Here is a 19,659-nt window from a genome sequence, read left to right on the forward strand (position 1 = left end):
ATTCCGCGATCCGGTCGAACCGTCCGGCGGCAGCCGGGGCAGACTGGGCCGCATGGGTACAGGGGAGCCCTCCGGGGAGTACTCGGGCCAATATCAGCCGACGGGCTGGTACCAGGGCTACCCGCAGGCGGGCCAGAACCAGCCGTATCAGCAGCAGTACCAGCCGCCATACCAGCCTCCGTACGAGCAGCAGAACCAGCAGCCGTACGCGCCGCAGTACCAGCCGGCGACCGGATACCAGTGGGCTCCGCCGGAAGGGCAGGTCCCGCCGGCTGGCCAGAACCCCTGGTACCAGTCGGCCGGCCGCCAGCCGTCGCCGTCCCCCAGGCGGCCCTGGCTGCTGCCCGTGCTGGTCGTCGGTGGGCTGGTCGTTGTCGCCGGCGTTGTCCTCGGCGTGCTGAGACTGGTCGGCCATGACGGTGGCTCGGGCGAGACCACGGTGCCGAGCGCCTTCGTCGGAACCTGGTACGGCACGGTCGGCGGCGCCGAGATGTCCCTGGACCTCAAGGACGGCAAGGTCGGCGACATCGTCGGCGCGACGACGTACGCGGGCGCCTGCACCGAGACGGTGACGCTGCTCGAGGTCGGCGACGACTCGTCAGTCCGCGTTCACGAGGCGGCGCAGCCGGGCGACGAGGTCTGCACCGACGAGGACATCACCCTGATGCTCCAGGGGTCGGGTCGGTTGAGCCTGCACTATGAGTCGCATGCGGGAAGTGACCCGGATGGGACGGTCATCCTGACGCGAAACGGCGGAGGCAGGGCGACCTGACCGTCGGTCGGGGCGGACGGGAGCTGAACAGCGAAACCGCCCTGACCTCGACAGGAGGGAAAGGTCAGGGCGGTTCCTGGGCTCCCGCGCCCGGAGGGGGAAGAGGCGCGGGAGGGCGTGAGTGCCGGCGGGCTGGCCGCATTGCTCACCCACCGGCGGGATTCCGACCGTCCGACGACGGTCGGGGCCTTGACTAGCCGAACAGAGCCTTGTGGGTCTGCGGCCCGACGACGCCGTCGACCAGCAGGCCGTGGGAGGCCTGGTAGGCGCGCACGACACCGTTGGTCTGCGGGCCGAAGTAGCCGTCGACCCCGACCGTGTAGCCGAGGCTCGCGAGCTTCTGCTGCAGCTGGCGGACCGCGTCCAGGTAGGTGGCGTGGTTCGCCGCCTGTGACAGGTACCAGGCATTCGCCGGGATCGCCGGGGCCTTGGCCAGGGAGACCGGGGCGGCGAGGACCGCGCCGCTGCCGACGGCGTTCGCGGCGGCATTGCCGCGCGCCAGGTAGGCGCGGTAGGCACCCTTGGTGTAGGTGGTCCAGGCGCTGGGGCCGGAGCCCTTGCAGACCTGGGTGGCGGCCCATGCGTTGGTCGCCGGGTCGTAGAGGTCGCGGCTGCCGACCCAGCCGGCGTGCGCCCGCATGTTGATCTGCCACAGGCCGCGCGAGTCCTCGCCGACGGTGGCGTGCGCGTAGCGGTTGCCGCTGGACTCGGCGAGTGCGATCGCGACCCAGGTGGCGAGGCCGACGCGGCAGCTGTCGAGGCCCGCGGAATGCGCGTAGGCGGCGATCTGAGAATCCGAGACGATGGTGGAGGCGGCGCTGGCCGGAGAGGCGCCGGCGAAGACGGCGGCGCCGGCGGTGGCCGTCATGACACCGGCGGCGACAACAGCGGAGCCGCGGCGGCGGACAACATTCTTCTTACGATGACGACCCTTGCGCATTGTTCGAGATATCTTTCCCGCACGCCTGTGAGGTTAGCTGTCGGGTTCGGGCCGGGAAGCCCGGCCGGTCATTTTCGGGCGCGTTGAACAAGCGCCTTGAATGGCCGACTTAACCCCGAGGGCTGGCGCCACGTGGCGCCAGCCCGGAGGAACGTGGTTCCCCCATTTCTGCCCTGGCGATCTCTCGGAGGGGGCACTGGGCCGGGGGCAGAACTCGGCGTCCGGACCGGTGCTTGCAGCGAGCGGAGCAACCGTAACTAGCTACCCGCTGTAGTCACAAGCTGGTGAACTGGGCAGATGTCCGGCAGGTCTGTCACGCAGCGTGCAATACCTTGTGGCAGTGCGCTTACCGGTAGCTAATTGTGACCAGCGTCACAGTAATTGACGCGAAATTCGGGGAACAAGAGCTGGTTGCCGCGCGAATCATTGTCGCGGAGCGGCTTTTGGTGGTCACTTGTCCCGCTTGTGGCCCGCCGCGAGCGGCGCAGATCAGATGCGCCGCGTAATGCCTGGCCGGACTTCCCTCTGGTCGAGCAATCGCCTGTCGCGGCGTGTTCCGGTCGTTGGGTCGCCGTGGTTGAGGTCACAGCGGGTGACCTGGGCTCGTCGGCCGTCGAGGAGTGCGTTCGTGCGGGCCATTTCCTGAACGCGCCGGAGGCGGCTGATGGCGGCGCTTTTCCTTGGGGCGGGGTCGCCGGAGCGGGCCTGACGGCTATCTCGAAATGGCTGACGGGGCCGCGGGCGCTTTACCAGCCCGCTCGGCGAACGAGCGGAGTCGCGGATGCGGCGCGGCGAGTGTCATCTCGACGCCGGCGGTGTGGTGGGGGATGCGACGGGGCCCGGTCCGTCCCGAGGTGTGAACAGAGCATGAACTATGGGTAGGGAGGCTGCCTCCGGTAGGTACCTACTAAGTACATTTGTGCCGAAAAATCGCTTCCGCATCAAGGCCGATGCGGAGGGTACTCGGCCCGCGAGTGGGAGCGTTGCCCAGGTGTTCGAAGCCACTGCGGACAACCTCGGCACGATCTTCTCGGCCGCCGCGCTGGTGGCGTCGCTCGCCGTCTGGTTGATCGACCGCTACGTCCGTCAGCGCCGGATCGTCAGCTACCGGGTCCACCTGAACACCAAGATCGACGTGAGCCCGCGGTCGGCGGCCGACGTCGCCGACCTGGAACTGCGGCGACGCACCGACGGGCAGCCCGTCCCGGGCGCGAGCCTGACGCTCGTGCGGGTGAAGAACGCCGGGCGTCTCGACGTGGACGCGGCGGACATCATCACTCCACTCACCTTCACGTTCCCGCGGCGCTCGGCCATGGGCATCGAGGTCGTCGAGCCGAGCCCGGTGGAGCTGCGCGATGTGATCATGAACGCCCGCTGGTCGGACCGTTACCCGGGCCGTGCCCCCGGGCCGTTCACAGAGGGCGACAGGGTCGAGCTACCGCCCATCGACCTGAACGAGGACGGCCGGTTCAAGCTGCTCGTGCTGCTGTCCGGCGACGGCAACGACGTGCGCGCCAACGGCTACATCCGCGGCGGCAAGTTCGAGCGCGACACCAACCGCCGCCGCAACCGCGGCCTCGCCTTGGGCGGCCTCTCACTGCTTCTCGCCGGCCTCCTGATCGGCCTGGTGATCGTCAACTCCCGTTCGGGCCCGAGCGGAAGCACCATCCGCTGCCTACGTGGTGAGCTGCAGATCGAGGGCTCGACGGCGTTCGCCCCGGTGGTGAAGCTCATCGCCGACGAGTACCACAAGACCTGCGGGGGCGCGGACATCACGGTCGTCGCCAACGGCAGCATCAGCGGCCTGCGGGCCGTGGCGAACACGGGCGCCAACGACCCGAAGGCGGCGGCGGCCCGGCTCGCGATGTCCGACGGCCCGGCGTCCGGCGATTTCGGCTCGCTGGTCGCCCGGCCCGTCTCGGTGGTCGTCTTCTCTCTTCTCGTGAACGACTCGGCCGGGGTCCACGGCCTCACCGCCGACCAGGTCCGCGCCATCTACGACGGCCGGGTGACGAACTGGAAGGACGTCGGCGGGAACGACGTGCCGATACGCCTGATCTCCCGCGGCTCCGAGTCCGGCACCCGCGGGGCGTTCGAGCGCCGGGTGCTGGACACGCAGGAACCCCAGGTCTCGTCGAACGACTGCTTCACCAAGGACCGTGACCCGAACGCGGCCACGACCCGATGCGAGTTCAGCAGCGAGGCGAGCCTGCTCGACCAGATCTCCCGGACCCCCGGCGCGATCGGCTACGCGGAACGCGGCGCCGCCGCCACCTATCCGAAGATCGACGAGATCGCGTTGAACGGTTGGACCCCAGACATCAGCACGGTCGAACGCGGCGACTACCCGTTCTGGGAGGTCGAGTACCTCTACACCTACGGCACCCCGCCCGGCGACAGCCTGCTTTCGGCCTTCCTGGAGTACGTCAGCACCGACACGGCCAAGAACCTGCTCCGCGGCGAGGGCTTCACCCCGTGCGTCGACCGCGACAAGAACCTCATGGCCACCCTCTGCGCCACCCGCCGCTGATCCCCCGCCCGGCTCAAGGCTGGAAGCGGTAGCCCATGCCGGGTTCGGTGAGCAGGTGGCGGGGGCGGGCCGGGTCGTCCTCGAGCTTCTGGCGCAGGCGGTTGAGGTAGGTGCGCAGGTAGTGGGTCTCGGTCTCGTACCTCGCGCCCCAGACCTCGGTGAGCAGCTGGCGCTGGGTGACGAGCTTGCCCGGATGGCTGACCAGCACCCTGAGCAGACCCCATTCGGTCTTCGTCAGGTGGATCTCGTCGGCCCGCTCCTCGCCGGCGGCACCGTCGCCCACGTCACCACCGGCCCCGCCGTCGGCCGAGACGCGCCCGGCGGTGCCGTCAGGGCCGTCCGCGTCGTCGTCCGCATGGCCCGTGCCGTTCGCGCCGCCCGCGCCGCCCGTGCCGCCCGTGCCGCCCGTGCCGCCCGTGCCGTCGGCGGAAGGCCAGGCGCGGGTGACGCGGTGGGCGGCGAGGTCGACGGTGATGTGGCCGAAGCGGACGATCGGGCTCGCCCCCTGCTCGCCGCCGCGGCGGCCGACCGCGCGCAGCCGGGCGAGCAGCTCGTCGATGCCGAACGGCTTGGTGATGTAGTCGTCGGCGCCGGCGTCCAGGGCGCCGACCTTGTCGCGGCTCTCGGCGCGGCCGGACAGGACCACGATCGGCACCCGAGTCCAGCCGCGCAGGCCGTGGATGACCTCGACGCCGTCCATGTCCGGCAGGCCGAGGTCCAGGATGACGATGTCCGGGAGGGCCGACGCGGCGGCGGAGAGGGCACCCGCGCCGGTGTCGGCGACGACCACCTCGTAGCCGCGCGCCCGCAGGTTGATCCGCATCGCGCGCAGGATCTGCGGTTCGTCGTCGACGATCAGCACCCGCGTCATCGGACGCTCCCGGCGTCTCCGCCGCCCGCCGCCGCGCCGGGCCCGTCATCCCGCCCGGGCCCGTCATCCGGCCCGGGCCCGTGTTCGATCCGGGGTTCGCCGTCCGCGTCGGCGGGGAGGTCGATGACCATCGTGAGGCCGCCGCCGGGGGTGTCCTCCGGGGTGAGCGTGCCGTCCATCGCCTCGATCAGGCCCCGGGAGAGCGCGAGGCCGAGGCCGGTGCCAGTGGTGTTGTCGGTGTCGCCGAGGCGCTGGAACGGCTGGAAGATGGCGTCCCGGTCGGCTTCCGGCACGCCGGGGCCGCGGTCGACAACGCGGATCTGCACCCGCCCGCCGAGCGTGCTCGTGGTGATCAGCGGCGGAGTTCCGGCCGGCGAGAACCGGATCGCGTTCGCGACGACGTTCGCGACCACCCGTTCCAGCAGCACCGGGTCGGCCCGGATCGCGGGCACCTCAGACACGTCGCCGACGTCGCCGATCTCGTCACGACCATGATCTGCGGGCTCGGTGCCGATACGGACTCCGGTCGCGTCCGGGCCGATGCCGTCGAGCGCGAGCGCGACGACGTCCTCGGCATGGACCGCCCGCGGGAACACCGACAGCACCCCGGCCTGCAGCCGGCTCATGTCCAGCAGGTTCTCCACCAGCGCCGTCAGCCGGTCGAGCGACTCGTCCGCCGTCGCGACCAGCTCGGCGCGCTCCTCGTCCGACCAGGCCACATCCTGGGCACGCAGCCCCGTGACGGCCGCCTTCGCGGCGGCCAGCGGCGCCCGCAGGTCATGCCCGACGGCGGTGAGCAGCGCGGAGCGCACCCGGTCGGCCTCCGCGAGCGGCCTGGCGCTCGCCGCCTCCTCGGCGAGCCGGAGGCGTTCGGTGGCGGTCGCCGCCTGGGCGGCGAACGCGGCGAGCAGCCGCCGGTCGGCGGCCGGGAGCGGACGGCCGCGCAGCGCCAGGGTGAACCGGTGACCGGCCGGCACCTCGACCTCGCCCTCCGACGGCCGCGTGCACGGCCGGTGCCCCACCGACGCGACGACCCGCCAGCGCTCCCGTCCCGTCCTCGCCTTCGCCGGCTCCGCGGCCGCGCCGGCCGTCGTCGACGGCGTCGCCGGTCCGGTCCGGGCGTCCTCGTCGGGTGAGTAGGACTCGAGCAGCGCCACGGACGTCATCCCGAAGCTCTCACGCGCCCGTTCGAGGATCGCGGGCAATGGGTGCTCGCTGCGCAGCACGGTGCCGGCGAGGGTGGCCAGGGTCTCCGCCTCGGCGCTCGCCCGAGCGGCCTGGCCAGAGCGCCGGCGGGCCAGGTCGACGACCCGGCTGACCGCGACCCCGACCGCGACGAACACCACCAGCGCGAACGTGTTGTTGTGCTCGGCGACCGTCCAGTGATGCAGCGGCGGAGCGAAGTAGTAGTTCAGCAGCAGCGACGAGGCGACCGCCGCGGCCAGCGCCGGCCAGATCCCGCCGACGACCGCCACCGCCACCACGACCAGCAGGTAGAGCAGTATGTCGGACGTCAGGTTCAGGGTGGAGCGGGTCGCCGCCGCCACCGCCGTGAGCGGCACGAGCGTGGCCGCCGCCAGCGCGAACCCGGCCAGCTGGCGCCGGTACACGACCCTGTGGTCGCCACTGTGGCCGTGGCCGTGGCCGTGGCCGGGCGCGCCGGGCCGGTGAGGCCGGCGACCGCCCGCCGGCTCCTCGCCGGTGGGCCGCCCGCGGCCGCTGGCGGCGCTCGACCGTTCGTGGGTGACGAGGTGGACGTCGATCGAGCCCGAGCGGGCGGTCGTCGTGACGCCGACGCCGCGGCTGAGCACCTGGGCGAGCCGGCCGCGCCGGCTCGCGCCCAGGACGAGCTGGGTGGCGTTCTCGGCCCTGGCGAAGTCGAGCAGCGCGGCCGGGACGTCGTCGCCGAGAACCTGGTGGTAGCTGCCGCCGAGGCTTTCGACCAGGTCGCGCTGGCGGGCCAGCGCCGCCGGGTCCGCGCCGCTGACCAGGCCGTCCGGGCGGCTGACGTGGACGGCCAGCAGGTCGCCGCCGCCGGGGAAGCGCGCGGCGATGCGGGCCGCGCGCCGGATCAGGGTGTCGCCCTCGGGCCCGCCGGTGAGTGCGACGACGACCCGCTCCCTGGCCTCCCAGGTCGCGGTGATGCCATGGTCGGCGCGGTACCTGTCGAGCTGTTCCTCGACCTGGCCGGCGACCCAGAGCAGGGCGAGCTCGCGCAGCGCTGTGAGGTTCCCGACCCGGAAGTAGTTCGACAGCGCGGCGTCGACCTTGTCGGCGGCGTAGACGTTGCCGTGCGCCATCCGGCGGCGCAGTGCCTCGGGGGCCATGTCGACCAGCTCGACCTGGTCGGCGGCCCGGGCGACGGCGTCGGGGACCGTCTCCCGCTGCGGCACCCCGGTGATCTTCGTGACGACGTCGTTCAGTGACTCCAGGTGCTGGATGTTGAGCGTGGTGACGACGTCGATGCCGGCGGCGAGCAGCTCCTCGACGTCCTGCCAGCGCTTGGTGTTGCGGGCGCCGGGAACGTTGGTGTGCGCGTACTCGTCGACGAGCGCGAGTGCCGGCCGGCGGGCGACCACCGCGTCGACGTCCATCTCCGTGAACTCGCTGCCCCGGTGCCGCAGGACCCGCCGGGGGACGGTCTCGAAGCCCTCGGACATGTCGGCGGTGAGCGGGCGGCCGTGTGCCTCCACCAGGCCGATCACGGTGTCGGTCCCGCGCCCGGCCCGCCGGTGCCCCTCGGAGAGCATCGCGTAGGTCTTGCCGACCCCGGGCGCCGCGCCCAGGTAGATACGTAGCCTTCCCCGGCGCGGACCGTCGGCGGCGCCCGTCGTCATCAACTGCTCGTCTCTGCCTGGTTGTTCAGGCATGTCTGGCTGTCTCGGTGTGGTGGGCGATGGGTTGTGGGGTCGTGGGGTCGGAGGTAGTAAGTCATGGAGGTGGGTGGCGCCTCGGCGTCCGGTGGACTTCATCGCCGTTGGCAGGGGCTTGAACCGTCCATGGGCGGGTGTCAACCGACGTGGACGGCGGGGCGGCGCGAACGGTCCGGCTCGGCCTCGCGCAGCACCTCACGAGTGATCGGGGCGACCTCGCCGACGCCGAAGAACAGGAAGCGCAGCAGGTTCGTGAACGGGTTCCCCTCCGTCCACTCGAAGTAGATGTGCGGGCGCGCGCCCGTCAGGTCGCGCAGGTAAAGCATCAGCGCGGCGATGGCGTTCGGGACCGACGCGCTGGTCAGCCGCAGCACCCGGTAGCCGTGCCGGTCGACGCCCATGACCGAGAGCGCGCCCTCGAACTCGGACGCGTCCGTGATCGAGACCTCGACGTACAGCAGCGGGTCGCCGGCCGGCACGTGGGCGTCCCGGCGGACCTGAGCCTCCTTGTCGCGGTACTCGGCCTCGTCCCCGGAGTCGGGCTCGTTCGCGACCAGCCGCAGGTGCCCGCCCGGCTCGCCGTCGTGGCCGAGGCAGCAGGCCTCGGCCACGAAGCGGCGGGCGATGTCGTCCATTCGGATGTCGGTCACCCGCAGCTCGAACGCGCGCACCGAACGGGAGGCGAACGAGACGAGCAGGATCGTGATGATGAAGATCGACGCGATGATCAGACCGTCTGGCCGTTCGAAGACGTTCGCGATCGTCGTGTAGATGAAGACCGCCGTGATCATCCCGAAGGTGACCATCCGTCGGGTCGAGCGCCGCCCATCCGCGTCGCGCCGCATGCACGACAGCGTGACGGCGAGCGAGGCCGACGTGATGAGCACCAGCACGCCGGTCGCGTACGCCCCGCCCTGCTTGTCGACGCTCGCGTCGAACACCCAGGTGACGAGAAAACCGATCCCGACGAATATCAGCACCAGCGGGCGGACGGCCCGGGTCCAGCGCGGGGCCATGCCGTACCGGGGCAGGTAGCGCGGGACCAGGTTGAGCAGGCCGGCCATCGCGGACGCGCCGGCGAACCAGAGGATCGAGATGGTGCTGACGTCGTAGACGGTGCCGAACGCGCCGCCGAGCAGGTCGTGGGCCAGGTAGGCGAGCGCGCGGCCGTTGGCCGGCCCACCGGTGTCGAAGTCCTTCTCCGGGATCAGCCACACCGTCACCAGGCTGGTGCTCAGCAGGAACACGCTCATGATCACGGCGGCGGTGGTGAGCAGCCGGCGGGCGTCCCGGATGCGGCCGCGCGGGTGCGCCTCGGTGTCCTCGGGATCACCCTTGATCAGCGGCATCACGGCGACGCCGGTCTCGAAGCCGGACAGGCCCAACGCCAGCTTGGGAAACACGATCAGCGCGAACCCGACGAGCAGGAACGGGTTGGGATGTTCGTTGACGAGCAGCTGGTGCCAGTCGCTGATGACGTGCGGCTCGCCCACGACCTTGGCGAGGGACACGGCCACGACCACGGCGTTCAATGACAGGTAGATCACGACGAGGATGACCGCGATCCCCACCGCCTCGGTGAAGCCGCGCAGGAACACCGCTCCCAGCAAGGCGAGCAGCACCAGCGTGATGATCATCGACTCCCCGTGCAGGACGCTCGGGGTGTACGGGTTCTCGACGATGTGGGCGGTCGCGTCCGCCGCCGACAGGGTCATCGTGATGATGAAGTCGGTGGCGGCGAAGCCGAGCAGCGCCAGCACCAGCAGCTTGCCGGCCCACCACGGCAGGAAGCGCTCCAACATGGCGATCGAGCCCTCGCCGTGCGGGCTTTCGTGCGCCACCCGCCGGTACACCGGCAACGCCCCGAACAGGGTGAGCAGCACGAGCACCAGCGTCGCGATCGGGCTGACCGCGCCGGCGGCGAGCACCGCGATGCCCGGCTGGTAGCCGAGCGTGGAGAAGTAGTCGACGCCGGTCAGGCACATGACCCGCCACCACCGGTGCCGCCGGTGTTCCTCGGCCGGCTGGGTGTGCGGGCCCGCATGCTGCTTCGACTGGTCCGCCAGCCCCTGCAACAGCCAGTTCCGCAGGTCCTGCCGGTAGCGGGCGGCCCGGGTCGGCGGCTGGCCCGCCCGCGCCCGTCCGGGCGGCCGCCACGAGTCCCATCCCTCGGGCGGCACCATCGCGGCGGACCCAGCCTGGGCCCGCGGCTCAAGGGGTGGCTCAAGGGGTGCGGACTCGGTCTGCGTGGAGGCGTCCGATGGCCCGGCTACCTCCGAGGAAGAGCCGGAGTGCGTCGCATTCGTGCGTTCGGCCGCCTGCGCGGCCTCGGGACGTGCGCCTGCCTCTACCTGCCCGTTCGCGGGCGCGGGCGAAGGCGCGGGCGTAGGCGCGCCGTCCGGTGCCGGCCCTCCGTCCGCATGGCCGCCCGCGGTCCCCGGGGGAGGTGTGCCCACCTTGTCTGGCGCGCTTCCAGGAACCCTCGGCCGCGCCGTCACCGGTACCTCCGTCGCACGTCATCGCCCGGCGACCCCGGCCGCCGGGCGAGCTGGGCCGGCCCGTCCGGCGCTGTGGTCCTGACCGTGCCACATCGTGGGGTCGGCAGGTGCCTCCGAAGATCCTTGTTGACGGTTTCTTGACACCCCCGACACCCCCGAGCCGGATGCACGGCCTCTACGCTCACCCGACGGCCGCCTCGCCGCCGCGCGCCGCGCCGGGGGCGGCACCCGTGGGAACTGCCACGCCGGCCCGCATACCCTCGCGACGATCATCTATTCGTCCGTGCGCGCCGAGATGCCCATGATCTCGGTCCAGGCGTGCCCATATGGGACAAATTGGGCAGGCCAGGACCTGGGTCGCCATCGTGGGGGCGGCCCAGGCTCTACCCGTCCCTGGTCAGCCGGCCGCGGGGGCGGAGGGCTTGCTGACGCGGTCGAGGGCGGAGTTCAGCTCGACGACGTTGACTGTCGGCTCACCCATGAACCCCAGGGCACGGCCGGTGGTGTGCTCGTCAACCAGTTTCGCGACGACGGCCGGGTCGAGGCCGCGGTCGTGGGCGACCCGCGCGACCTGGAGGCGGGCGTAGGCCGGCGAGATGCCCGGGTCGAGGCCGCTGCCACTGGCGGTGACGGCGTCGGCCGGTACGGCGGGCGTCGCCGGGGCGTCGCCCCGGATGGGCACGATCTTGCCGGCCGCGATGTCCTTGCCCGGTTCGCGGCAGCTCACCGCGACGCCGTCGTAGGTGGCCTGGAACGGCGTGGCCGGGCAGACCTCGTTGACACTGACGACCCGGGTGACCGCGCCCTGGTAGCCCTGCTCGGCGTAGAACACGGCGAGTACCGCGCCGACGCCGGACGGCGTGCAGTACGGCCGCGAGCCGTCGACCCCGTCCGCCTCGCCGACCGCCTTGCTGCGCGCGCAGACCTGGGTGAGCAGGCTCTGGCGGCTCTCGTCGTCCGCGGTCGCCGGGTCGTCCGGGGTGTCGACGATGTCCTCGGGGCCGAGGTTCGACGCGCTGGTCGACGTCGGGTCGTAGCCGTCGCCGGCGGCGGACGGCCGCGGCTGGAAGTAGCCGGGCAGCGGGTTGCCGTCGGCGTCGGTGGTCAGCTGGCCGATGAGCCGCGAGCCGACGACGGTGCCGTCCGCCGCCTTGATGAGCGAGCCTTCGGCCCTGCCGTGCAGCCCGGGAATCTGGGCCACGGCGAGGAGCGCGAACGGGTAGGCGAGTCCACAGATGACGGTGAGTACGAGCAGGGCGCGCAGCGCGGCGAGGTGCTGGCGGGCCCAGCTCGGAAGCCGGATGACCATGTCAAATCCCCGGGATGAACTGGATGATCAGGTCGACGATCTTGATGCCGAGGAAGGGGGCGGCGAGGCCGCCGACTCCGTAGACGAGCAGGTTGCGGCGCAGCATCGACGACGCGCTGGCTGGCCGGTAGCGCACGCCGCGCAGGGCGAGTGGGACCAGCGCGATGATGATCAGCGCGTTGAAGATGACGGCGGACAGGATCGCGGACTCCGGGCTCGCCAGCCGCATGACGTTGAGCTTGTCGAGGCCCGGGTAGATCGCGGCGAACATCGCGGGGATGATCGCGAAGTACTTGGCGACGTCGTTGGCGATCGAGAAGGTGGTCAGGGCGCCGCGGGTGATGAGTAGCTGCTTGCCGATCTCGACGATCTCGATGAGCTTCGTCGGGTTCGAGTCGAGGTCGACCATGTTCCCGGCCTCCTTGGCGGCGGAGGTGCCGGTGTTCATGGCGACGCCGACGTCGGCCTGGGCGAGCGCCGGGGCGTCGTTCGTGCCGTCGCCGGTCATCGCGACCAGCTTGCCGCCCGCCTGCTCCCGCTTGATCAGGGCCATCTTGTCCTCGGGCGTGGCCTCGGCGAGAAAGTCGTCGACGCCGGCCTCGTTTGCGATGGCCCTCGCGGTCAGCGGGTTGTCACCCGTGATCATCACGGTCCGGATGCCCATGGCCCGCAGCTCGTCGAACCGCTCGCGCATTCCCTGCTTGACGATGTCCTTCAGCTGGATGATGCCGAGGACGCGGGTCCGCGGCTCGCCGGCGACGCCTGGCGCCGGTGCGACCCGTTCGGCGACCACCAGCGGCGTGCCCCCGGTCGCCGAGATCTCGTCGACGGCCTCCCGGACACCACCCGGGACCGTGCCGCCCTCCTCGTGCACCCAGTGCAGCACGGCCGCGGCGGCGCCCTTGCGGATCGATCGGCGCACGTACACCCCGTCCGCCCCGTCACCGGTGACGGGACCATCACCGCTGCCGTGACCGCCGTGGTCACCGGCACCGGCACCGTCACTGGCGCCGTCGCCGGTGCTGTCGGTCAGATCGACGCCGGACATCCGGGTCTGCGCGGTGAAGGGGACGAACCGGGCGTGTCCGAGCTCGCCGGGGCTGCGCTCGCGCAGTCCGTGCCGTTCCTTGGCCAGGACGACGATGGAGCGGCCTTCGGGCGTCTCGTCGGCCAGTGACGACAACTGCGCCGCATCCGCCAGCAGGTCGGGCGTGATCCCTCCGAACGGGAGGAACTCCGACGCCTGCCGGTTTCCGAGGGTGATCGTGCCGGTCTTGTCCAACAGGAGGGTGTTGACGTCGCCGGCGGCCTCGACGGCCCGGCCGGACATGGCCAGCACGTTGCGCTGTACCAGCCGGTCCATGCCGGCGATGCCGATCGCTGAGAGCAGCGCGCCGATTGTCGTCGGGATCAGGCAGACCACCAGCGCGACCAGCACGATCCCGGTGACGCCGTGGGCGTCCAGCGCGCCCGTGTCGCCGACGCCCGGATGCTGGGCGCGGGAGAAGATCGCCAGCGGCTGCAGCGTGGCCACCGCCAGTAGGAACACGATGGTCAGGCTCGCCAGCAGGATGTTCAGCGCGATCTCGTTCGGCGTCTTCTGCCGGCTGGCGCCCTCGACGAGCCGAATCATCCGGTCGATGAAGCTCTGGCCTGGCTTCTGGGTGATCCGCACGACGATCTGGTCGGAGAGGACCTTCGTGCCGCCGGTGACCGACGACCGGTCGCCGCCGGACTCGCGGATGACGGGCGCCGACTCGCCGGTGATCGCCGACTCGTCCACGCTCGCGACGCCGGCGACGACGTCCCCGTCGCCGGGGATGACCTCGCCGGCCTCGACGACGACGTGGTCGCCGAGCAGCAGATCGGGCGCGGGCACCCGCTCGGCCTGGCCCGGGTCTACCGGGGCGCCCACGCGCCAGCCGGCCAGCCGGTGGGCCACCGTGTCGGTCCGGGTGCGGCGCAGGGTGTCGGCCTGCGCCCGGCCGCGGCCCTCGGCGACGGCCTCGGCGAGGTTCGCGAACAGCACGGTCAGCCAGAGCCAGGCGACGGTGAGCCAGGCGAACACCGTCGAGTCGGCGATCGCCAGCACCGTCGAGAACACGGCGCCGACCTCGACGACGAACATCACCGGGTTGCGCCACAGCGTCCGCGGGTCCAGCTTGCTGGCCGCCTCCGGCAGCGAGCGGATCAGCTGCGCCGGGTCAAACATCCCGCCGGCCCGTCGTGCCGGCCTGTGCGGGCCGTCCACCCCGTGCGAGCCGTCCACCCCGTGCGGGCCGGTCGCGCCGCGTACGCCGCCACCGCCGCTGGCGGGCGTGTCACCTGTCTTCATGGCCTTTTCCATCGCGGTCGTCTGAGGAGTCGACGTGGTCCCATCGGGCTTGGACCCGGCACCGCCCGGGGTTCCTGCCGGATCCGGGGTTCCTGCCGGATCGACGGAGCTTGCGGACGGGGTCCCTGCCGGATCGGCGAAGCCGATCTGGGAGGTCGTGATCTGGGAGGTCCGGCTCACTGGTGGATTCCTTCGGCGAGCGGGCCGAGCGCGAGCGCCGGGAAGTAGGTGAGCGCGACGAGGATCAGCGCGACACCGGCGAGCATCCCGACGAACTGCGGACGGTGCGTGGGCAGCGTCCCCGCCGAGACCGGCACCGGGCGCTGCGCGGCCAGCGAGCCGGCCAGCCCCAGTACCAGCACGATCGGCAGGAACCGGCCGAACAGCATCGCGAGGCCGAGCGCCGTGTTGTACCAGGTGGTGTTCACCGAGATGCCGGCGAACGCCGAGCCGTTGTTGTTGCCGGCGGAGGTGAAGGCGTACAGCACCTCGGAGAGGCCATGCGGCCCGGAGTTGAGCATCGACGCGCGCTCGCCGGGCAGCGCCATCGCCACCGCGGTGCCGATCAGCACGACCGTGGGCGTCGCCAGCAGGTAGAGAGCGGCGAACTTGATTTCTCGCGCACCGATCTTCTTCTGGAGATACTCCGGTGTTCGGCCGATCATCAGCCCCGCGATGAACACCGCGACCACGGCGAGCATGAGCATTCCGTAGAGGCCGGAGCCGACGCCGCCGGGCGCGACCTCCCCGAGCGCCATGTTCAGGATGAGTGTCGCGCCGGAAATGCTGGTGTACGAGTCGTGGAAGGAGTCGACCGCGCCCGTCGACGTCAGGGTCGTCGCCGAGGCGAACGTCGCCGACTGCGGCACCCCGAATCTGCTCTCCAGACCCTCGGTGGACGCGCCGACGGCCTGCGGGACGGTGCCGTGGTGGGCCATCTGGAATCCCGCGTTGATCGCGAGGCTGCCGATGGCCAGCACCGCCATGACCGCGACGATCGCCAGGCCCTGGCGGACGTTGCCGACCATCTTCCCGAACATCCGGGGCAGGCTGAACGGGATTACCAGAATCAGGAAGATCTCGATCCAGTTCGTCCACGAGGTCGGGTTCTCGAAGGGGTGGGCCGAGTTCGCGTTGTAGAACCCGCCGCCGTTCGTGCCGAGCTCCTTGATGGCCTCCTGGCTCGCGACCGGCCCGCCTGTGATCGTCTGCTGGCCGCCGACGACGGTGGCGAACGTCCGGTTGCCGTGCAGGTTCTGGATCGCGCCGCCGGCGACCAGCACGATCGCGAAGACGAAGCTGACCGGCAGCAGTACCCGCAGCGTGCCGCGGGTCAGGTCCACCCAGAAGTTCCCGAGCGTCGCAATGTCGCTGTCCGAGGCCTCCAGAGGCGCGGAGGAAGGAGACTCTCGCACCTCCTTCGGCCTTGGGCGGGACCGGGCGAACCCCCGCACCAGCGCCACCGCGACCGCCATGCCGACCGCGGCCGACACGAAGTTCTGTACCGCGAGCCCCGCCATCTGGACGAGGTGCCCGACGGCCGACTCACCCGAGTACGACTGCCAGTTCGTGTTCGTGACGAAGCTGACCGCGGTGTTGAACGCCTGGCCCTGCTCCATCGCCGGCATGCCGAGGCTGAGCAGCAGGTGGTTCTGCAGCCGCAGGAACCCGTAGAGGAACAGGACGCCGACGGCCGAGAACGCCAGCACGGAGCGCAGGTACACCGGCCACCGCTGCTCGGAGCGGGGACTGACGCCGACGAGGCGGTAGACGACGCGTTCCGCCCGAGTGTCACGCGGGCTCGTGTACACGTGGGCGAGGTAGTCCCCGAACGGGCGGTAGACGAGGCAGAGTGCCGCCACCAACGTGGCGACGAAGAGGACCCCGGCCCAGCCGGCGCTCATTTAGAACCTTTCCGGGAAGAGCAGCGCGGCCACCAGGTAGCCGGCGACGGCCACGACGAGGATGAGGCCGGCGAGATTCGCGGCGCTCATAGTTTCTCCACCCCGCGGGCAATGACCGCGAGCACGACGAAAGACGCGATCACCACCGCGACGAAGACCAGGTCGGACATGGCTTACAGCCCACTTTCTGGGTCTACCTTCCGTAGAGGACAGACCCACTGGAACGGTGTGGCCAGGGCGAGATCCACCCTTGCCGGAATGAATCGTCCCGGTCTCGGAACCGCTGTCACATCATGGGGCGGGCCCGGAGGAGCGTGATCCCTGTTGACGCCCTGTTGACGGCCTCCACCGGGGTTTCTACACCGCTTTTACGACCCGGCCTGACCATGTGTCCCGGGCCACTGCCGGTGTTCGGCGGGGACCGTGGCCGAAAAACATCCATTGTCAGATAACGTGGAAGAAGATCGAGGTAGCTCGATGGAACGGTGACGGGTGGCGTAAAGGAGGGTGGCGAGGCCATCGGCGGCGGAGGCCAGCCGGGCGCGGCGGCGAGCGGGCCAGGTCACCACTCGGCGCGTCATCGTGGGCGTGACGGCCGCGCCGGCCAGGAGCGCCAGGGCGATGAGCCCGGAACGGCCGGGCGCGGCCAGCTGGCCGTCGTCGCGGACGACCATCCCGAGATAGAAGGGCCAGGCAAGCACGCCCGCCAGTGCCGCCCCCGAGATGGTCGCGCGCCAGGCCACCAACGCCACGAAGCAGCAGAGCACCGCCAACCCGACGTGACGGGCCGCCGGAACCCAGACGAACACGGCGGCGAGCACGAGAACGCCGATGAAGGTGATCGCGAGCACCGCGGCTGTCGGCACGGCCTCGGCCGAGATCACTTCGACGTCGGCCGCGCCGTGCCCGGCCGACGCCGCCTCGGGAGCCGGACAAGAAGCTGCTCGTGACCGCATGACCGCCTCCGATGCCCGGGCGCCGCCGGCCGCGCACGGCGCGGCGCTGTCGTCACCTGGCCGGTCGGCCGCGCGGGGGGATCCGGGCTGTGCCAGTCTGCGATCCGCCCAGCCAGGCTCCGTCCACCATTTCTCCGCCCGCACCCCGTTCGCCCGGCCGTGCACGAGACGTTGACGCGTCTTCGCCCGATCTCAACGCCCCGTATACGCGGCTACCCGGCCGGCCTGGGCTACCAGGCCGGCGGGCCGGCCTGGTAGCCCAGGCCGGCCCGCCGCGGGCCCGCCGCCGGCCTTGGCGAACGCCTGGCGCGGCTGACCGGATCGCTGACCGGGTCACAGCGGAGGCGGGCCAGGGTCCTCGTCGCGCCGTCCACGGACGTTCGAGGTGTCCACTCGCCGGTCGTGCCGGTCGAGGGTGCCCCACCAGCCGCGGCGGCGGGCCCAGCGCAGCAGGGTGGCGGACATCGCCACGATCGCGACCAGGACGATGGCCAGCTGCGGATACCGGGTGTGGTCGTTGATGATGATGTTCATCCCGTAGACCGACGAGACGGCGGTGACCGGAAGCGTGATCGCGGCGATGACGGCGAGGCGCTCGGCCGCGATCGTCATCTTCGTCTCGATCCGGGTGCGGTAGAACTCGATCACGCCCTGCAGGTACTCGCGCTGGACGTCGGCCAGGTTCCGAACCTGCTCGAACTCGTCGATGGCCTCCGCGAGCAGCGGTCGCGCGACCGGCGGCAGCGCCCAGGACCTTCCGCGAGCCGGGCGTAGATCTCCCTGTTCAGCGCGCTGATCGTCCGGGCCGCCAGCAGGCCGTGCCGTGCTCCGGTCACCCGGACGGACGATAGGCCCCCGCGGCACCTTTTCCGGCCGCGCGAGTCAACGGACCGTGAATACTCGCCGCTCGCGTCCCGGACGCCTGACGGTGACCATCAGGCGTCTCCGCGCTGAGCGGCGTCCCGCTCGGCGTCTCGTTGCACGTGGCGCGCCTCCTGGGCCGCGCGTCGCGCATCCTGGCGTTCGTGCTGGCGTTCGTGCCTGGCTTCGTGGGCCGCCCGCCTGGCCTCCTTCCCGGACGAGCTGGGACCTGCGCCCACGTCCTGCCAGGGAAGGCGAGCGGTCGCGACGGTCGGGCCGCCGGGTGGGCTGGTCAGCGTGAACCTGCCGTCCATCGCGCCGACGCGCTCGGCGAGGCCCGCGAGCCCACCGCCGGGAGCGATCGTGGCGCCGCCGCGGCCGTCGTCGGTGACGGTGAGCTGGAGCCGGTCGCCGGCACGTATCAACCGTATGGACGCGGCCCGGGCGCCACTGTGCTTGCTGATGTTGGTGAGCAGCTCGGACGCGGTGAAGTAGACAAGGCCCTCGACGGCCGCCGACGGGCGGTGGGTCGGCAGGTCGACACTCACCGTCACCGGCACGGTGCACCGCCCGGCCACGTTCGTGAGCGCCGCGCCGAGACCGCGCTCGGTGAGGATCGCGGGGTGGATGCCGCGGGCAAGGTCGCGCAGCTCGCGCAGGGCGACCTTGACCTCGCCATGCGCCTGCTCGATCATCTGGGCCGCCACTTCGGGATCCTGGGCCATCCGTTCCTTGGTGAGGCCGAGATCCATGGCGAGGGCGACGAGCCGGGCCTGGGCGCCGTCATGCAGGTCTCGCTCGATTCGGCGGCGGTCGTCAGCGGCCGCGCCAACCATCGTCTCCCTGCGCGCCTCCAGCTCCCGGATCCGCCGCTCCGTCGCGCTGGACGGTGACAGCAAGGCCGAGATCATCGCCCGGTCGACCGCGGCGAAGCCGTACACGACGTACGGAACCACCGGCCAGAAGGCGACCAGCAGGGTGAGCGTCACGGTAAAACTGAGGATCCCCCAGGGCAGCCGGATGAGCAGATACAAGGCGCTGCGCCAGCCGACCGGGTCGGCCAGCCGAGTCCAGAGCCAGCCGAAGAACCCACTTTCGCGTACGGGCATCTTCGACGGCGACGCGATCTGGAGGCCGAGCAGCGCCCGCGCCCGTGCCCGGTCGACCCGCCCCCATGCCCGGCAGACCGCCAGGGCGATGGCCAGGAGCGGCAATCCGATGATCGTGATCGCCAACCCGCTGCCGACGCTGAGCAGCACCACCATGCAGACGAACCCGGCGATCCCGAGCGGCAGGTTCAGCAGCTCGAACGTGACCTGCTTCCACGCGCGTGCCCCGAGCCCCATGAGCGGAATCCGCTCGCCCGCCGGAGCGGGCGCGGGTGCCTCGGCGGTCCGAGCGGGCGCCGCGGCGGCCGGGTGGGCGGCAGCGGGCGCGTGCGGCGCGTCCGTGGGCCGCGCGTCCGTGAGGGCGGTGCCGCGCACCGGCGTCTTCGGCATGGCCACCGCCGCCGGACTCTCCGCGTCGAGCCGAGGAAGGCTGTCGTCAGCGCCAACGTCGGCACCCGAGTCGTCGAGGCCGTCACCCGAGTCGTCAAGGTCGTCATCGACATCGTCGGGGTCGTCATCGATGGGTTCGAGTTCGGTGCTGGCCGCTTCGGGGGTTGCCTGGCCGCGAGGCTCGGAACCGGCGGGTATGACATCACTGTGCTCTGAGGCGCCCGGCTCCAGCCCACCAGGCGTCGGGGTCTCGTCTTGCGCACGATCGACTTCCACGCCTACCAGCCTGCCTTGCCGCCCCGGATCCGCAC

Annotated in this window: 13 protein-coding genes and 1 riboswitch; of the genes, 2 read left to right on the forward strand and 11 right to left on the reverse strand. The window is 71.4% G+C overall.

What is annotated here, in order from left to right:
* Positions 1-52: 52 nt before the first annotated feature.
* Positions 53-772: a hypothetical protein gene (locus tag BCD48_RS42120; RefSeq protein ID WP_071054007.1), complete on the forward strand. Its 720-nt coding sequence runs from the start codon at positions 53-55 to the stop codon at positions 770-772.
* 193 nt (positions 773-965) lie between these two features.
* Here the strand turns inward: BCD48_RS42120 and BCD48_RS42125 are convergent, their stop codons facing one another.
* Entirely contained in the window at positions 966-1,712 is a 747-nt protein-coding gene (locus BCD48_RS42125) for a peptidoglycan-binding protein (protein WP_071054008.1), read from the reverse strand.
* Between the two features lie 7 nt (positions 1,713-1,719).
* Positions 1,720-1,901: riboswitch (cyclic di-AMP (ydaO/yuaA leader) on the reverse strand.
* An 802-nt stretch (positions 1,902-2,703) separates the two neighbouring features.
* Between BCD48_RS42125 and BCD48_RS42130 the strand changes: the two genes are divergently transcribed.
* Complete coding sequence (locus BCD48_RS42130) at positions 2,704-4,242, forward strand: substrate-binding domain-containing protein (RefSeq protein ID WP_071054009.1); 1,539 nt, start codon at positions 2,704-2,706, stop codon at positions 4,240-4,242.
* Positions 4,243-4,255: 13 nt separating this feature from the next.
* On the opposite strand, the gene BCD48_RS42135 is transcribed toward BCD48_RS42130, so the two are convergent.
* From BCD48_RS42135 to BCD48_RS42180, 10 genes are all read right to left on the reverse strand, one after another.
* Complete coding sequence (locus BCD48_RS42135; RefSeq protein WP_071054010.1) at positions 4,256-5,113, reverse strand: response regulator; 858 nt, start codon at positions 5,111-5,113, stop codon at positions 4,256-4,258.
* Entirely contained in the window at positions 5,110-7,950 is a 2,841-nt protein-coding gene (locus BCD48_RS42140) for a sensor histidine kinase (RefSeq protein WP_083420040.1), read from the reverse strand. Before BCD48_RS42140 ends, BCD48_RS42135 begins: the two co-directional genes overlap by 4 nt.
* Positions 7,951-8,123: 173 nt before the next feature.
* Positions 8,124-10,169 carry an amino acid permease gene (locus tag BCD48_RS42145; RefSeq protein ID WP_241842400.1) on the reverse strand — a complete coding sequence of 682 codons (2,046 nt, stop codon included), beginning with the start codon at positions 10,167-10,169 and terminating at the stop codon, positions 8,124-8,126.
* A 712-nt stretch (positions 10,170-10,881) separates the two neighbouring features.
* Positions 10,882-11,793, reverse strand: a complete 912-nt coding sequence (locus tag BCD48_RS42150; protein WP_071054011.1) for a potassium-transporting ATPase subunit C — start codon at positions 11,791-11,793, stop codon at positions 10,882-10,884.
* Position 11,794: 1 nt separating this feature from the next.
* Positions 11,795-14,005: a potassium-transporting ATPase subunit KdpB gene (kdpB, locus tag BCD48_RS42155; protein WP_241842410.1), complete on the reverse strand. Its 2,211-nt coding sequence runs from the start codon at positions 14,003-14,005 to the stop codon at positions 11,795-11,797.
* Between the two features lie 299 nt (positions 14,006-14,304).
* Positions 14,305-16,032 carry a potassium-transporting ATPase subunit KdpA gene (gene kdpA, locus BCD48_RS42160; RefSeq protein WP_071054012.1) on the reverse strand — a complete coding sequence of 576 codons (1,728 nt, stop codon included), beginning with the start codon at positions 16,030-16,032 and terminating at the stop codon, positions 14,305-14,307.
* Positions 16,033-16,122: a K(+)-transporting ATPase subunit F gene (kdpF, locus tag BCD48_RS42165; protein ID WP_071054013.1), complete on the reverse strand. Its 90-nt coding sequence runs from the start codon at positions 16,120-16,122 to the stop codon at positions 16,033-16,035. It abuts the gene before it with no gap.
* A 278-nt stretch (positions 16,123-16,400) separates the two neighbouring features.
* A complete protein-coding gene (locus tag BCD48_RS42170; protein WP_131804228.1) occupies positions 16,401-16,988 on the reverse strand; it encodes a hypothetical protein in 588 nt (195 codons plus the stop codon).
* A gap of 333 nt (positions 16,989-17,321) precedes the next feature.
* Positions 17,322-17,852, reverse strand: coding sequence for a CorA family divalent cation transporter (locus BCD48_RS42175; protein WP_071054015.1), 531 nt, complete (start codon positions 17,850-17,852; stop codon positions 17,322-17,324).
* 71 nt (positions 17,853-17,923) lie between these two features.
* Positions 17,924-19,624 carry a sensor histidine kinase gene (locus tag BCD48_RS42180; RefSeq protein ID WP_241842401.1) on the reverse strand — a complete coding sequence of 567 codons (1,701 nt, stop codon included), beginning with the start codon at positions 19,622-19,624 and terminating at the stop codon, positions 17,924-17,926.
* Between the last annotated feature and the right edge of the window lie 35 nt (positions 19,625-19,659).

The organism is Pseudofrankia coriaricola (assembly GCF_001854805.1).
Lineage (GTDB): Bacteria > Actinomycetota > Actinomycetes > Frankiales > Frankiaceae > Pseudofrankia.

Bases quoted from the DNA above. Each gene is read 5' to 3' on its own strand.
- BCD48_RS42140 (WP_083420040.1), bottom strand. From the start codon at position 7,950: ATGACGACGGGCGCCGCCGACGGTCCGCGCCGGGGAAGGCTACGTATC.
- BCD48_RS42170 (WP_131804228.1), bottom strand. From the start codon at position 16,988: ATGCGGTCACGAGCAGCTTCTTGTCCGGCTCCCGAGGCGGCGTCGGCC.
- BCD48_RS42145 (WP_241842400.1), bottom strand. From the start codon at position 10,169: ATGGTGCCGCCCGAGGGATGGGACTCGTGGCGGCCGCCCGGACGGGCG.
- kdpB (WP_241842410.1), bottom strand. From the start codon at position 14,005: ATGTTTGACCCGGCGCAGCTGATCCGCTCGCTGCCGGAGGCGGCCAGC.
- kdpF (WP_071054013.1), bottom strand. From the start codon at position 16,122: ATGAGCGCCGCGAATCTCGCCGGCCTCATCCTCGTCGTGGCCGTCGCC.
- kdpA (WP_071054012.1), bottom strand. From the start codon at position 16,032: ATGAGCGCCGGCTGGGCCGGGGTCCTCTTCGTCGCCACGTTGGTGGCG.
- BCD48_RS42120 (WP_071054007.1), top strand. From the start codon at position 53: ATGGGTACAGGGGAGCCCTCCGGGGAGTACTCGGGCCAATATCAGCCG.
- BCD48_RS42135 (WP_071054010.1), bottom strand. From the start codon at position 5,113: ATGACGCGGGTGCTGATCGTCGACGACGAACCGCAGATCCTGCGCGCG.
- BCD48_RS42150 (WP_071054011.1), bottom strand. From the start codon at position 11,793: ATGGTCATCCGGCTTCCGAGCTGGGCCCGCCAGCACCTCGCCGCGCTG.
- BCD48_RS42125 (WP_071054008.1), bottom strand. From the start codon at position 1,712: ATGCGCAAGGGTCGTCATCGTAAGAAGAATGTTGTCCGCCGCCGCGGC.